The organism is Ignavibacterium sp. (genome assembly GCA_032027145.1).
Taxonomy (GTDB): Bacteria; Bacteroidota; Ignavibacteria; order Ignavibacteriales; family Ignavibacteriaceae; genus IGN3.
Map to the genome: position 1 here is coordinate 657,899 of JAVSMP010000001.1, position 15,994 is coordinate 673,892.

13 protein-coding genes are annotated in these 15,994 nt (G+C 35.3%); 8 read left to right on the top strand and 5 right to left on the bottom strand.

All coding sequences use genetic code 11. The annotated features are described in order from the left end of the window. Nucleotides 1-20 precede the first annotated feature (20 nt). The 4 genes from ROY99_02540 to ROY99_02555 all read left to right on the top strand — a co-directional run bounded on the left by ROY99_02540 (nt 21) and on the right by ROY99_02555 (nt 5,100). Entirely contained in the window at nt 21-2,015 is a 1,995-nt protein-coding gene (locus ROY99_02540) for a T9SS type A sorting domain-containing protein (GenBank protein MDT3695240.1), read from the top strand. An 83-nt stretch (nt 2,016-2,098) separates the two neighbouring features. Continuing rightward, on the top strand, nt 2,099-2,908 hold the full coding sequence (locus ROY99_02545; protein MDT3695241.1) for a choice-of-anchor V domain-containing protein: 810 nt from the start codon (nt 2,099-2,101) through the stop codon (nt 2,906-2,908). A gap of 328 nt (nt 2,909-3,236) precedes the next feature. Next, nucleotides 3,237-3,650: a DUF1801 domain-containing protein gene (locus tag ROY99_02550; protein ID MDT3695242.1), complete on the top strand. Its 414-nt coding sequence runs from the start codon at nt 3,237-3,239 to the stop codon at nt 3,648-3,650. Nucleotides 3,651-3,972: 322 nt separating this feature from the next. After that, a complete protein-coding gene (locus ROY99_02555; protein ID MDT3695243.1) occupies nt 3,973-5,100 on the top strand; it encodes an ATP-binding protein in 1,128 nt (375 codons plus the stop codon). Nucleotides 5,101-5,286: 186 nt separating this feature from the next. On the opposite strand, the gene ROY99_02560 is transcribed toward ROY99_02555, so the two are convergent. The 3 genes from ROY99_02560 to ROY99_02570 are packed head-to-tail and all read right to left on the bottom strand — an operon-like array spanning nt 5,287 to nt 6,613. Continuing rightward, nucleotides 5,287-5,511 carry a hypothetical protein gene (locus ROY99_02560; GenBank protein MDT3695244.1) on the bottom strand — a complete coding sequence of 75 codons (225 nt, stop codon included), beginning with the start codon at nt 5,509-5,511 and terminating at the stop codon, nt 5,287-5,289. Continuing rightward, nucleotides 5,511-5,882, bottom strand: a complete 372-nt coding sequence (locus tag ROY99_02565) for a DNA N-6-adenine-methyltransferase (GenBank protein MDT3695245.1) — start codon at nt 5,880-5,882, stop codon at nt 5,511-5,513. Before ROY99_02565 ends, ROY99_02560 begins: the two co-directional genes overlap by 1 nt. Before the next feature lie 5 nt (nt 5,883-5,887). Then, nucleotides 5,888-6,613, bottom strand: coding sequence for a hypothetical protein (locus ROY99_02570; protein ID MDT3695246.1), 726 nt, complete (start codon nt 6,611-6,613; stop codon nt 5,888-5,890). 234 nt (nt 6,614-6,847) lie between these two features. Here ROY99_02570 and ROY99_02575 point away from each other — a divergent pair, with 234 nt between their 5' ends. From ROY99_02575 to ROY99_02590, 4 genes are all read left to right on the top strand, one after another. Next, nucleotides 6,848-7,240, top strand: a complete 393-nt coding sequence (locus tag ROY99_02575; GenBank protein ID MDT3695247.1) for a YciI family protein — start codon at nt 6,848-6,850, stop codon at nt 7,238-7,240. A 632-nt stretch (nt 7,241-7,872) separates the two neighbouring features. Beyond that, nucleotides 7,873-9,810 (top strand): N-6 DNA methylase, encoded by a 1,938-nt coding sequence (locus tag ROY99_02580; GenBank protein MDT3695248.1) that lies wholly within the window; start codon nt 7,873-7,875, stop codon nt 9,808-9,810. Nucleotides 9,811-9,989: 179 nt separating this feature from the next. Next, the gene (gene ettA / locus ROY99_02585) at nt 9,990-11,675 is read left to right on the top strand and encodes an energy-dependent translational throttle protein EttA (protein ID MDT3695249.1); all 1,686 of its coding nucleotides are present in this window, start codon (nt 9,990-9,992) and stop codon (nt 11,673-11,675) included. Between the two features lie 160 nt (nt 11,676-11,835). Further along, nucleotides 11,836-12,462: a hypothetical protein gene (locus ROY99_02590; protein MDT3695250.1), complete on the top strand. Its 627-nt coding sequence runs from the start codon at nt 11,836-11,838 to the stop codon at nt 12,460-12,462. Nucleotides 12,463-12,537: 75 nt separating this feature from the next. Here the strand turns inward: ROY99_02590 and gatD are convergent, their stop codons facing one another. Together gatD and gatE are read right to left on the bottom strand one after the other, a co-directional pair. Next, on the bottom strand, nt 12,538-13,932 hold the full coding sequence (gene gatD / locus ROY99_02595; protein ID MDT3695251.1) for a Glu-tRNA(Gln) amidotransferase subunit GatD: 1,395 nt from the start codon (nt 13,930-13,932) through the stop codon (nt 12,538-12,540). Continuing rightward, nucleotides 13,932-15,851: a Glu-tRNA(Gln) amidotransferase subunit GatE gene (gene gatE, locus ROY99_02600; GenBank protein ID MDT3695252.1), complete on the bottom strand. Its 1,920-nt coding sequence runs from the start codon at nt 15,849-15,851 to the stop codon at nt 13,932-13,934. Before gatE ends, gatD begins: the two co-directional genes overlap by 1 nt. Between the last annotated feature and the right edge of the window lie 143 nt (nt 15,852-15,994).

The window sequence follows — 15,994 nt, forward strand, 5'->3', positions numbered from 1 at the left end:
TTAAAAGGAGTGTGTATGCCATGAAAACCATACAAAGTTTTCTTTTAATTTTTATCTTTTTAACCGTTGGTATAACAGCTCAATGGTCATCAAATCCAGCTCTTAATCTTACTGTTTGTGATACTACCGGCGAACAAGCACTCGCAAAAATAGTTTCTACCTCTGATGGCGGATGCTATATTTCCTGGTTCGATACGAGAAGCGGGAGTTACAATGTTTATCTGCAAAGATTAGATCCTTTGGGTAATAAGCTATGGGTACCAAATGGATTACTCGTAAGTAATAATCCGCAGGATACCTGGATTACAGATTATGATTTACTTGCTGATGATAATGATAATGCAATTATTGCTTTTAGTGATATCAGAAACGGCGGTAATCTTAATCCTGTTGTTTACGCAATTTCTCCGACTGGTGATTTTCTTTGGGGAAATAATGGAATTGTTCTTAATCCAACTTCAGACTTTCAGCCAAATCCTAAGCTTGCTAAAACCAATGATGGAAATATTGTTGTTGCATGGATAATCAGCACAGCAAGATCACAGGTCGGACTTCAAAAAATTTCTCCGGCTGGAACAAAACTTTGGGGATCAAATCCGATTATACTTCAATCTGCTACCGAGGGTCTTAATTATCCTGATATAGTTACATCCGACAGCGGCGGGGTAATTTTATTTCATACAGCAACTACCGGTAATTTTCCTGCACAAACAGTTAAACTGCGTGCAAAAAAACTAAACTCAAACGGTATAGTAAGCTGGGATGTTAGCATTCAGAACATCGGGGCAATTGCCGCATTTTCAGTTCCAGAAGTTTACTCAGATAATAGTTACGGCGGTTTGATTGCCTGGCATGATGATCGTGACAATAATAATCTTCAAAGCGCTTTTGTTCAAAGAGTTTCATCAACCGGGACGCTTTACTTTCCTGTAAATGGTGCCGAAGCTTCATTGCTTGCAAACAGACATAAGTTTAATCCTGTAGTAACTTTTGATAATTCAACAAACTCAACTTATGTATTCTGGATGGAAACAGAACCAAATCAAAACCAAAATGGAATAACCGGTCAAAAATTTTCTTCAAACGGAACAAGACAGTGGACAGATAACGGAAAAATATTTAAAGACTTAAGCTCTACAGCTTCAATAAGCTATCTTACCTCTGAAATGGGCAGTGGTAAAGCATATCTTTTTTATCTGGAGGGTAATTCTTCAGGATTGAATGATAAAGTTGAAGGATTTGCCTGTGATGACAACGGTAATTTTTTGTGGACAGGTAACTTCACAGTTCTTTCCAATCCAACAAGTGATAAACTTCAGTTAGTATCTACTGTGGATGTATATAAAAACTGTAAACTCGCCTGGGGTGATAATCGTTTTGATGCCGGCGGAATTTATGCTCAGGATATAAATCCTGATGGACAGCTCGGAAATTCAGTTGTGCCTGTTGAACTTGTTTCTTTTTCAGCAAATGTTATTGATAACTCAGTTACATTAAACTGGATAACTGCAACAGAACTTAACAACCACGGATTTGAAATTGAGTATAGTATAAATAACCAAGACTTCAGCAAAATTGGATTCGTACCAGGATCCGGAACAACTTCTGAAATGAAATCTTATTCCTTCGTGGTTCAGAATATATCAGCAGGTGTACAGTATTACCGATTGAAGCAAGTTGATTTTAACGGATCGTCAACAATTTATAATTCCATTGAAGTTACAGGACCAATGCCGGATAACTTTATCCTTTATCAGAATCATCCGAATCCATTTAATCCCAGTACTACTATTTCTTTTTACTTATCGGTTGAAGCTGATGTTACAATAAAATTATTTAACATGCTTGGACAGGAAATTACAAAGATTTCAGAAGGGAGTTTTCAGGCAGGGGTTCACAATATTGATTTCGATGCTCAAAATTTATCAAGCGGGGCTTATATCTATTCACTTGAAACATCAGCAGCAAATGGTGTGAGCTTTAAATCAACAAAAAAAATGCTGTTATTGCGCTAATGTACCAGAGATTATATTATATATTTTTTCACAATTATTAAGTCCCGATTTTTTTCGGGACTATATTTTTAAGAAAGTTAACAATGAAAGCTAACATACTACTTGTACTAATTTTTTTATCTTTTATAATTTATGCAAACAGCAGCTATTTTCATGGTATAGCCGGAATGACAATGAGAGATGGCGGAATCGGATGTATTTGTCATAATTTTTCACCAAATGATTCTGTAAATGTTTGGATTGAAGGACCAGATACATTACAAAAAAATATTACAGCACAATTCAAACTGTTTATGACTGGCGGTCCTGCTGTAGAGGGAGGATTTAATATTGCCAGTTACACCGGTCAATTAAGTCCGCTTGATACACTTGCAAAACTTATCTCAGGAGAATTAACTCACTCATTACCAAATCCTTTTGAGAATGATACTGTATCGTGGAATTTCAATTATGCTGCTCCTGATTCAATTCTGACAGATACTTTATACTCTGTTGGCAATAGTGTAAACGGAGATGGAAATCCTAATGATCTGGATAAGTGGAACTTTGGTAAAAACTTTATCATTCATGTTGTTGATTCACCTGTTAATGTTGAAGAACATAATATACATCCTGAACAATTTGCTCTTTTCCAGAATTACCCCAACCCTTTTAATCCGATAACAAACATCAAATATTCAATTAAGGAATCGGGGTTAGTTCAGATAAAGATTTACGACATACTTGGAAACCAAATTGCAGTATTGGTTAATGAGTATAAACCAGCAGGTACGTATGAAGTTATGTTTAATAGTCATCTTAATGGAAGTCAGAATCTCTCAAGCGGTGTTTATTTATATTCGATTAAAGCCGGCGACTTTGCAGAAACAAAAAAAATGACATTCCTGAAATAGTTATAGCTCCTGTTTATTAAAAGGATTTAAATCATAAGTTGGTTTAAATCCTTTTTTTATATAAAAAAATTATTCTGTAATCGGAACAATTAGCTTGGTAAAAAATCTTTTTACATTATCTTCGGCTGAATGTACAGAAACTATCAGCAGATTTTTACCACAAAATTCCATCTAATATTTTTGGAAAAGAATAAAGCTTTTGCTTATCACAGAAAAACTGAATCTTAATCAACATATACTTTTGCTGCTGTTTAATTTAAGTCTGGAAATATTATATTATTAATAAACTCATTCTAATTATTTTAAACAATATAAAACCGGTTTAATAATGGGCAGGTTAGTACAAATAAAAACAAAAGAAACCAGCGCAAGCGTTGAAGACTTTATCAACTCAGTTAAAGATGAAGTGAAACGAAAAGACAGCTTTACACTACTTAAGATGATGGAAAAAGCTTCAAATGAAAAACCTAAAATGTGGGGAAGCTCGATGATTGGGTTTGGAAATAAGATCTATAAAAGCCCTGCAACTGGAAGAGAAGTAGAATGGTTTAAGATTGGTTTCTCCCCAAGAAAGGCAAACATATCTTTACATCTTGTGCTTGATATCAAAAAGCACTCCGCTGAGTTGAAAAAGCTTGGCAAACATAAAACCGGCGTCGGCTGTCTTTACATTAATAAACTGGAAGATGTTGATCTGAAGGTTCTGGAAAAATTAATTAACACCGCTGCGATGATAAAGTGAATGACACTGTAGGGAGTCTGTCCGAGAACCAGTATTTTGTCAACCCAAACTTGTTTCGGGATCTGTATTTGTTTCAGGATCACAAGAAGTGATATAGAAAGATGTCATCTTTGTGCTGTTGAAAAAAGCCGTCATTGACGAGCCTCGAAATAGGCGAGCGGAAACAATCCGCAAGTGGAAGAACCTTCAAAACTTTTTGCTTTGATAAGAGAGTTTTGGGGGAAATAGTATTTCCAACCAACTAAGAAAAGTTATCATGAACAGCTTGGATAGTTGAAAGATAATACGTAAGTTTCGTTACGAAAAGTTCGTAACGTAAAATATGAAACCAGATAATCCGTTTTTAGTTTCAGGATATTATTCCCCGGAGTACTTCTGCAACAGGGAAAAAGAAACTGACAAAGTAATCAGTGCATTAGCCAACGGACGGAACATAACGATTTTTTCCATCCGTCGTCTTGGCAAAACTGGGCTTATTGAACATGTATTCAATAAATTAAAGCCGGAAAAAATGAAACATCTCTTCTATTTAGATATTCTACCAACTACAAATCTCAGCAGCCTTATTAATTTATTCGCTTCGTCTCTACTTGGTAAGCTGGAATCAAAGCAGGAAATGTTCATTAAGAAAATTGGAGAAATTTTCAGCGGGATAAGACCGGTAATCTCTTTTGATCCTCAAACCGGAACTCCAACTTTGCAAATTAATATCCAGTCTGTTGACGATGCTGACAGGTCATTGCAAAAAATATTCAAATATCTGAAAGAAAGTGGAAAGAAAATAATTATTGCATTAGATGAATTTCAGCAGATTACAAATTATCCCGAAAAAAATGTTGAAGCAGTACTTAGAACAAACATACAGCGTGCTGTTAATGTCAATTTTATTTTTTCGGGAAGTCAGAAGCATATTTTACTTTCTATTTTCAGCAAGTATGGAAACCCGTTTTACCAGAGCACAGAGATGATGCAGCTTGAACGTATTCCCGAGAAAGAGTACGTTGATTTTATTATATCAAAATTTGAAAAGGGGAAGAAGAAAATCTCCGTCAGCACAGCAGTAGAAATATTGGAGATCTGTCGTTTACATACTTACTACGTTCAATTCCTGTGCAACCGACTCTATGCTTTAAAAGACAACACCATTACCGGATCACTTGTAAGAAATACTCTAGAAAGTATACTCAAAGAAAACGAACCCGTTTATATTAATTACAGGAACCTACTTACGGGTTATCAGTGGAAAGTTTTAACTGCCGTTGCTCTTGAGGGGAATGCTCAGCTTATCACCTCAAAAGATTTTATCTCCAAACATAATCTTGGTACACCGAGTTCAGTGCACTCAGCCGTAAAATCTTTGCTGAGCAAAGAAATGATTTATAAAGAAGGGAACGATTATTTTATTTATGATGTTTTCCTGGAGAGATGGCTCGAAAGAATATCCGTGTAGCCTTTCCGAAACAAAGCAAGCAATTTCGCTGGATGTATTATCCACGGGCAGAGTTTGTCAAGTTTGAAAAGGGAGTTTTTGAGGAAGTGAAGCACAGTCATCCTGAATACTGTCCCGAACTTGTTTCAGGATCTTTCGTGCGTTTACTTTTTTATTGACCAGGCAATTCGAGAGAGGTTTTCTCACTTAATATTGGAGCAGGTTATCATTCTCTAGATTTGAACCCGAAAGAAATTTCATTTTTTGTTTTGATTTATCAAAAGAAACTGACCTGATTACAGGAACAGAAAGTTTATGGGGATTATCAAGCTCGGGAAAGTAAATAACAATACATGAAGGAAAAGGTGCCGAGTTTTTTGAATTACCAAAACTTATTCTTCCACTAACAAAGCGAACTTCTGAGGATTTCATTACCCAATCATGCCACACTTAGTATCTGTTCTACTTGGGATTAAACAAACTACCAAAGCACCACGCTGACTTTCATCAAACGCTTTCTTCATCCATTTACCAATATCACGACCATACGGTGGATTCATCCAGCATCGGAATGGGCTCCATTCCCTTTTTAAACCATCAACTGACTTATCAAAATAAATTTTACACTTTGCATTTTCAGATGTCGCACAAACATCAACTTGAAAATTAAATTCCTTTTTCAAAGCAAAAAAAACGTAATCCGGAGTTTCCCATTCCTCAGTGCGGCTGGTGAAAAGTCCGCTTGTTAATCTCGGTTTACTGCTTTCTTCTTTCAGAGCTTGTAGTGAAATTTTCTTCTTCATTCAGATTAAAAATCTTTTTCTATAAGACTTAGTTCAAATGTCTTTGTATGAAGTTCTGCAATAATATCATAAGGTAAAAATTTTACACGATGTTCGATGGATTTAAACGCAGTGTAATTTATTACATTTTTAAATTGTCTTTGATTCTTTTTATCTGATACAATTCGAAAATCAACATTGAAATCTTGTAACTCGAGAAATTTTAAGAGAGAATTTTTAAAATCTGTCGAATACTCTACCTCAAACAGTGCTTGCGGAAAATTTCTCTCGTTGAACCATGATACATCTATTCTGGAAGCTCTATCGATGATAAAATCGTAAGTGAAGTTGAAATACTTTTCTATCGTAGCAAAATCTTTCAGAGGTCTTTCAAGATACTTTTTATTCTTATCCTGATTGGGGATGAAGGTTTGAAATTTTTTAAGCTTTCCAATTTCAAGTAACAATCCCTGATAATATGAGTGGTTGAACTCAACTTCTCTTTCAGGTTTCTTTTTTTGAATATCAAAGAGTTTCAATACTTTGTCTCTTTCCTCTTTTAATGCCCACAATCCAGGTTTGATTTTGAAAAAGTATCGATCATCCTGAACTATGCGTCTGATTGATGCAAAAGGTGTTTTTGTGCCCCATTTGACTTTCTCGATTTTAAAAACTTCCTGATATAAATTTCCTAATGTGGAATAACCACTATTGGATTTCATAACCTCTATAACTGCTTCATATTGCTTCATAAGATTGTCTCCAGCAATGAATTTGTTGAGTGTAAATATTTTCAACTTGATTATAGAATAGAAAAAAAACTTTTAATGATCTAATATATGTTAGATAATCAATAGATCGAAAGTGAAGTGAATATAATTACCATCATTTTTCGTATATACTTCTCATCTTTGCAACTAATCTTTTATATTCAAATCTTTCTTGAGAATAAAATAATTTTAAATCTTAACATTTGGAGTAACTATATGCTCAAAAACCTTTTATTAACACTTTTCCTTCTAACCTCTGTCAGTTCATTCTCACAGCAGGAAGAAAATAAAACAGAAGCACCGAAACTAAAGCAATACTATTTTGTAATGCTGGTACGGGGACCAAACGCAAATGCGATTGATTCGCTCAGTCTTGTGAAAATTCAGGAGGGACATATGGCAAATATCAACAAGATGAGTGAGTCGGGAAAACTTCAGATAGCCGGTCCTTTTGGTGATGACGGCAGCTGGAGAGGAATTTTTATTTTCGACGTTGCAACAGAAGAAGAAGTAAAAGAACTTCTGAAAGATGATCCTGCAATTCAGGCTGGTCGTCTTGCGTACGAAATACATCCGTGGTGGACATTGCCCGGCGGATGTTTGGAGTGAATCTTTTCCGTCTCTGTTATTTCAGGAAGTCCGTCAGTCTGAGCGGAGTCGAAGACAAGGACGACGAAGCAATCTTAATAAATGTGATTCCGTGCTTGAAACTGAATCCATTTTTTAAGCTGCTTAATAGATTTCGGTTCTTATCCCGATAAATTGGAATCGATCAGGTAAGAGCAATAAAAAGTGAGTGACTTTCATTTGACCCTCACTGTCATCTGTTTGTCCGAAAACTGGTAGCCGCAGACTTTATGTCTACGAAAATAAACTGTAAACTCAAGCTTAAGCTTACGACTACCATCAATTATTTGTTATTCCGACACACTCACTGCAGTGACAGCCTGGCAATCGTAGATTTATAACTTCAATTATTTATTTTTGAATGCAACAACGAAATGAATTATCAACAATGAGGCCGAATTCTTGTGATTATTTTTTTAGTGATGTCTAGACCGATACAATTCAATATTGAGTTTTAACAAAAGAAGAAGTCAGAAAGAATACATATATTTCACATCAGCATCGTGGTAGTATAGAATATCAAATTGGAACTATAAATAAAAACATCACGGAATTTAATGAGTATTTAATGAACCAAAACGAAATTGCTGATTATATTTTGAATCAAACCAAAAATGAAGTCTGGGAAAAAATATTTAACCATTAGTAACGCTGCTTCGCAAATCGGAGTATCAAATGCCACCATAAAAAACTGGATACGTCATAATTATTTAAAACCCTTTTATGAAGAAGGCTCAGCTTTATTTGCAGAGGAGGATGTTCTAAATTTACAAGAGAAAATAAAATCAGGCGAGATATACAGACTAAATACTCGTGCAAACAAGAGAAGCTCTGCTAAAAAATTTATTCCAAAAGAATACAGTGAAATTGATAAATCAAATGAGTGGCTAACAACAATCACCAACTATGTTTCAGTTCATTCTTTAGAATTAGAGCCTGCTGTTTTTTATTTAGCTCTAAATGTATTGATTTCTGAAAAATTCATCCTCACAAATAATTTTTCGGAAATTTTGAGTTTTAACAAAGAGTATTTTAAGAATTCATATCTGAAAAAAATTTTAAGAAGCTATTATTCAACTCTCCCTAATGTTTCAAAGAGTGAATTTTATACAAAACTTTTAGAATTCTATATCCCAACACAATCAGATGTGTTGGGTCTTCTTTATCAATCAATTAAAAGCGAGGGCGATAAGGCAAAGCAAGGTTCCTATTATACACCCAAAAACATTGTTGATGATATTGTTAAAGAATATATTAAAAATGAATCAACAATTTTAGATCCGTGTTGTGGGACTGGTCAATTTTTATTGAATTTAAATGGTCTTATAAAAAATCCAGTACAGATTTACGGACTCGATATAGATAGAGTGGCTGTATTTATTTGTAAATTAAATTTAATTATGGCATACCCAGCACAAGAATTTGAACCTAACGTTTTTCACTTGGATACTCTTTTAGAATTAAAAACCAATTCTCTTTTTAGTCAAAGTGATCTTCCGGATGGATTTGATTTAATAATAACAAATCCGCCTTGGGGTTTACATTTTCCGAGCGACAGCTTAAGCATGTTAAAATCTCTTTATCCTAAAATTATTTCATTAGAATCATTTTCATATTTTTTATTTAAAAGCATTGGATTGCTAAAACCGAATGGGATTTTATCTTTTATTCTTCCCGAAGCTGTACTGAATATTAAAGTTCATAATGATATCCGTAAAGAAATTTTAAATAGCACAACTGTTTTGAAAATTGTAAAGTTGGGGCGTGTGTTCACAAATGTTTTTACCAATGTAATCAGACTTGATTTAAAAAAACAAAGCACAACAAATCATCCTGTTCAAATTATTAATAAGATATCATTTACCATAGATCAGCAGCGCTTTCGAACAAATCCCGATTATATTTTTGATATTGAAACAAATAATGAGGATAGTCAAATAATCGAAAAGGTTTATAGGAAGCCTCATCATACATTAAAGAATAATGCTGAATGGGCTCTTGGGATTGTTACCGGAGATAACAAAAAATTTCTTAAAGATTCCATAAATAATGGTTATGAAGAAATATATAGGGGTAAAGAAGTAAACAAATACATTCTTTCCAAGGCTTCTGATTTTATTTTATTTGAGCCGGGAAAATTTCAGCAAACTGCCCCGATTGAAAAATATCGGGCAAAAGAAAAATTGATTTACAGATTTATATCTGACAAACTTGTATTTGCCTATGACGATAAGCAAAAGCTTACTCTTAATAGCGCAAATATTCTTATTCCCACAATTACTAACTATCCGGTTAAAGTTGTTTTGGCGCTTTTTAATTCTTCTTTATATCAGTTTATTTATTCTAAAAAATTCAACACAATAAAAGTTTTGAGAGGAAATCTTGAAGAGCTGCCTTTGCCCATATTCAGTGAAAAGATTTACAACAAAATTGTTAAGCTTGTTGATGAAATAATTTTGTCGGGAAAAACTAACGCTGAACTTGATTTACTAATATTTAAGTTATTAGATATTTCTGAATCTGAACAAAAATATATTTTAGCTTCCAAATAATCTTTTAACTGGAGTTAAAATATCCAGCCGCTTTAACAACAAAATAATTAAACTATAAAAAATATTAGCTTGAGCGGGAATGACATTAGAGACACTTTACCTATTTTTACATGTTACAAAATCAAAAAAAAGCAAAAGTGTAGTTTGCCTTAAAGGTTAACTACTCACTAAGGAGCAAAATGAGCAGCGAACCTAATAAAATTATTTACTCAATGGTGGGAGTAAGTAAATTTTATAACAACAAACCTGTATTAAAAGATATTTACCTTTCATACTTCTACGGTGCAAAGATTGGAGTAATCGGCTTAAATGGATCGGGTAAATCATCACTGTTAAAAATTCTTGCCGGTGTTGACAAAAATTTTAATGGCGAAACTGTAGTATCTCTCGGATTTACTATCGGATATCTTGAACAGGAGCCTCAGCTTGATGATAATAAAACTGTCAAGGAAATTGTGCAGGAAGGTGTTCAGCTAGTAGTTGATTTGCTAAAAGAATATGATGAAATAAATGCAAAATTTGCTGAACCGATGGATGATAACGAAATGACAGCGCTGCTTGAAAAACAGGGCACCGTGCAGGAGAAACTTGAAGCAATGGGAGGATGGGACCTTGACGCAAGGCTTGAGATGGCAATGGATGCTTTACGCTGCCCTCCTTCTGAAACTTTATGTAAAGTTCTTTCCGGCGGCGAACGAAGACGAGTTGCACTTTGCAGATTGCTTCTTCAAAAACCTGATATACTTTTACTTGATGAACCGACAAATCATCTCGACGCTGAAACAGTTGCCTGGCTTGAACAGCATTTACAAAAGTATGAAGGAACTGTAATTGCAGTAACTCACGATCGATATTTTCTTGATAATGTTGCCGGATGGATTCTTGAGCTTGACCGCGGCGAAGGAATTCCATGGAAGGGAAATTATTCATCCTGGCTAGAACAGAAACAAGAACGGCTGCGTGTTGAAGAAAAACAGGAAAGCCAGAGACAAAAAACTTTACAACGCGAACTTGATTGGATAAGAATGAGTCCAAAAGCACGTCACGCTAAATCAAAATCAAGAATTACAGCTTACGATAATCTTCTTAAAGAAGAAAAAGAGAAAGGACAAAAAGAGCTTGAGCTTTACATTCCGGTTGCAGAACGTTTAGGCGATATTGTAATCGAAATTGAAAATCTGAAAAAATCTTATGGAAATAATATTTTAATCGAAGACCTTACCTTTTCAATTCCGCCGGGTGCAGTTGTAGGAATTATCGGACCAAATGGTGCCGGTAAAACTACTTTGTTTAAAATGATAACCGGATCAGAAAAGCCGGACAGTGGAAATATTAAGATCGGCTCAACTGTAAAGATGTCTTATGTTGATCAATCAAGAGATGCACTTGATCCAGGAAAAAGTATCTGGCAATTAATCTCTAACGAAGAAGATACAATTATGCTCGGCAGCAGACAGGTTAATTCGCGCGCTTATGTTGCTCAGTTTAATTTTTCAGGTGCTGATCAGCAAAAAAAAGTTAGTATGCTCTCGGGTGGAGAAAGAAACCGCGTGCATCTCGCAATGATGTTAAAACAAGGGGCAAATGTTCTTCTGCTTGATGAACCAACAAACGATCTTGATGTAAATACTTTGCGTGCACTTGAAGAAGGAATTGAAAAGTTTGCAGGATGCGTTTTGGTGATAAGTCACGACAGATGGTTTTTAGATAGAATAGCAACTCACATTTTGGCTTTCGAAAGTGAAAGCAAAGTGGTTTGGTTTGATGGCAACTACACCGAGTATGAAGAGAAACGTAAAGAGCGTTTAGGCGTAGAAGCTGACCAGCCGCACAGAATTAAGTACCGGCATTTAACGAGGAGTTAAGAGCACATAGACAATAGAACGCTGATGACACGGATAGCGCGGATTAATACAGATTAAATCCGCGAAGACCCGCGAAACCTGCGTTATCCGTGTTCTATAGGGATTAAAACTGATATATAATTAACAATTTACAAACAAACAGGAGAGGCTCAGGTACATCATGAAAAAACTATTTTTTACATTACTCGCATTTGCTTTTATAATTGCTTGTTCTAAAACGGAAGAATCTAAACCAGAAGACGGTAATCAGCAAACAAGCATAAATCAAGAAGCTCCAAAACCCGTTGTTAAACAAAGATATGAGATTAAATCAGGTATAATTCTTTACAATGCACCAATGGGTGCAAAGCAGGAATTGTATTTTGATGACTACGGCGCAAAGGAAGTTTTTATAACTTCTATCGATCTTGGTATCGCTAAATCAAAAACTACTGAGATAAGAATTGATGGCTTCAATTATAAGTTTGAGGATGACAAAACCGAAGGTATAAAAACAAAATGGTTCACAAATGATTTTGATTATTCCAAGGCAGACAAAAGTTTGATGGAAGAATATAAAGTAAAAGAACTAGGTTCTGAAACCATTGACGGAAAGGAGTGTAAAAAGTACAGTGCTGAGTTTGGCAGCACACCAATTACAACCTGGATTTGGAAAAATATTATGGTAAAATCAATTACTAATTTTAGCGGTAAGGATATGATTATCGAAGCAACCAAAATAGAGGAAACATCTGTTGATCCTAAAATGTTTGAATTACCATCAGGAGTAACTTTTAAGGAAATGTAATTCTGGCTTCGCGTCTTAGCGTCTTTGCGAGAAAAAATTCTTTCACGCAGAGACGCAAAGCCGCAGAGATAATTTTTATTTTCTATACTGCTTAATAAAATCTTCAACTTCAGGCAATCCACCCTGATATATTAAATAACCATTGCTCGGTTCACGTTCGGTTATTTCTCCGGCAATAGGTGTTAACATTATTTCTTTTACTTTTTGCAGATCGTCTGTTTGCCCTAATGCCCAGCCGAGTTTTACAAATGCAACCTCGGGCAGCATATTTGCTGCAGGAATAACACCCAGTTCCATCATATCCCTTCCGGTATCATAAACATACATCTGCACGTAACCCCAAAGTGTTTGCACAGTCATATAAACAGCAACACCATTTTCTTTAGCTCGTTTCAATGCCGGATAAAGCGGCTTGTTAACATGTCCAAGTCCTGTGCCTGCTATTACAATCCCCTTATAACCATTATCAATAAGTGAATCGATCATATCGGGTTTCATATTCGGATAATAGTAAACTATTGCAACCCTGTCATCAAACACTGCATTTACTTTAACACTGTTATCGTTTCTTCTCCTTTTATAATCCTCCCTTAGAGGTGTTATCTTTTCACGGCTAACAGTTGCAATCGGAATATCACCAATCGTTCTAAAAGTTGAGCGATAACTTGAATGCATTTTTCTTACCCTTGTTCCGCGGTGAAGCAATCCATAAAGATCACTTGTGGGACCAAACATACAAACCATAACTTCTGCAATATCACTTTTTGCAGCTGTTGTTACAGAATGAATCAGATTCAACGCTGCATCAGATGACGGGCGGTCGCTGGATCTTTGCGAACCGACCATAACAATTGGAATCGGAGAATCCTGCACCATAAAAGATAAAACCGCAGCAGTATGATGCATTGTGTCAGTTCCGTGCCCGATCACAATTCCCTGAACACCTTTTTCAATTTCTCTTCCGATTGCTTCTGCCAGACCAATCCATTGCTCGGGTCCCATATTTTCACTAAAAACACCATAAAGTTTTTCTGTATCCAGATTACATATATCTGCAAGTTCAGGAACTGAACCGTAAAGTTCGCCAGGAGAAAACGCAGGAATAACTGCACCGGTTCTGTAATCCAATCGTGATGCTATTGTTCCGCCTGTGCCAAGCAGTTTTACATTTGGTTTTTTAGGATCAAAAGGAAAATCCTTTTCAGGAATTTTATACTTAGCTTCTCTTCTTCCGAATATATTTATCTCTTTAATTTTTTCTGCTGCAATACCGATGTTATAACCAATCGGCATTTTTAAAACGATATGAAATTCATCAGCAGTTTCAGAGCGTGGCAGAACAAGTCCTTTATAATTTCCATCCTCAGTTATTATTTCGACATCACTCCAAACAGGAGAATTAAATTTATGCAAAGTGTTAAGTGCAGCTCCGCGGTATCCTTTAAAATCCTCTAAGTTTATTTCATCCATCATTTAACTCCTTTCGCAAAACCGATTCGCTGAGCAATATCTTTTGCAGAAACTTTACCTCGAAGTTTTTTCATTATCATTCCCATCAATAATTTATTTTTCTTTTCCGGATTGATAATTTTCATTTTACTATAATCAGCTTGCGCTTTAACAATTGCATCATCAATCTCTTTGTCGCTAGCAGGATTAAGAACCACCTCAGCGGTAAATGTTCCAAGCTCGGCTACAGTTTTAAATGTTGTAAATAAACTATCTTCAGGAATTTTATTATCAGCCAGATTTTTGAGAACACTCTCAAACATATCTTCGTTAAGCCATTCAATTAAATATTCTGTCTTTTTTAATCTTTTAGGATATTGAATAAGAAGTACTGCTGCGGTTGTTGGATTCACCTTCCATTCATTTACTGCTTTTTTAAAAAGCTCTGCATACCGGGAAATTGATAGTTCTTCAATTGTCTCCTTTGGGATTCCGAGTTTATTATACCATTCAATTCTTTTCCAGAACTGTTCAGGTAACCATGCTTTAATTCTTTCCAGTCTTTCCTTAGTAATTTTCTTTGGGGGAAGATCTGTATCGGGATACATTCTATCGGCACCCGGAAGAATTCTCTCAAAGCCGTTTGTTCCATCACTTAAAGCCTGTCTTGTTTCAGATGGAATTCCGATTGTGGCTTCTTTAGCACGAATGATAATCTCATTAACTGCTGTTTTTGCATCTTCGTTACTGCCCCATACTATTACCATTGTATCATCATCATTAGCATTTGCAAACTTTTTTATCTTCTGCCAATCTGAAGAAGTGATTGTATCGCTTTTGCTATCGGAGTGAATTATATTAGGAATATTTGTTAAGCAAGCAATAACCCTGACACGATCAGAAATTTCCTTAGAGAAATAAGTATCAGTTTGTGTCTGCCAATGCAGAAGATCCTTAAATCCCTTTAACACAACTGCACAAATTTTCATTCCAGTATCAACTGCATTTTTAAGTGGAGCGTAATTGACTTTTTTTAAGAGATTAGTAACATCAAAATCTTCAGCTTTAAATGTTTCATCAGTGATTCCTCTTTTTTTCAATTCCTCTCTTAACCTTAAAAGATTCCACTGTCTCATTGCTTCGTTGTATGTAAGAATTGGAATCATACTTATCTGCGAAACTCCTTTAATCTCAACACGAGTTCCACCCTCAACACTAACATTAACATCTTCACGTGCAGCACCCATTCCTCTGCGTACTTTGTGAGTGCTTCTTACCAGCTTACTGCATTGCCAGGCAACCTCAGCAGCTTCCTGCGGTGTTTTCATTGCTGGCTCTGTAACAGTTTCAATCAAAGGCATTCCCAATCTGTCAGTCAGGTAAACTCTTTCGTGTCCAATATCAGAAACTTCTCTGCAGGAATCTTCTTCTATCGACATCTGAACAATTCTGATTTTTCTATCTTTATACGGAATCCATCCGTCAAGTGCATAAATTGCTGTCCGCTGAAATCCTGTTGGTATGCTTCCATCCAGGTATTGTTTTCTTGCAATGTGAAGTTCATCTACAGTGTTACAGTTATAAAGAAGCCCAATACCGATCGCAATATCCAATGCTTCTTCATTTATTAAGAATGGCGGAGTATCATCCATCTCGTAGGTACAAACTGTTTCCCGTTTAATATGATAGATAATGTTTTTTTTTGTTTTAAATTCCATCAGTGCTGTGCCGTCATAAACTCCCATTTCAGAAAGCGTCGGACGCATGTGTCTTAATATTTCGGCATCATACTCTTTGCTGTACTTGCCAGCCGGGCAGCGGCAGAAAAGTTTTTTTTCCGTAAGAAGCTGCTGATGTATTTCAAGTCCGGATTTAAAGCCTATTGTTTTATAATCGGCTTCGGTCATTTCATTGAAAGGTTTGAAAATATAATCATACATAAGTAGGCTACAAAAATTTATAGTTGTTAATATGAAAAATAAGAAAAGTTTATAGAAGTGAGAAAGTGACTTTTAAGGTTTAAATACAATTTAAATTTCTCTATATGTTCAACAATTTAACATTGATAATCCTATTAAAAGAA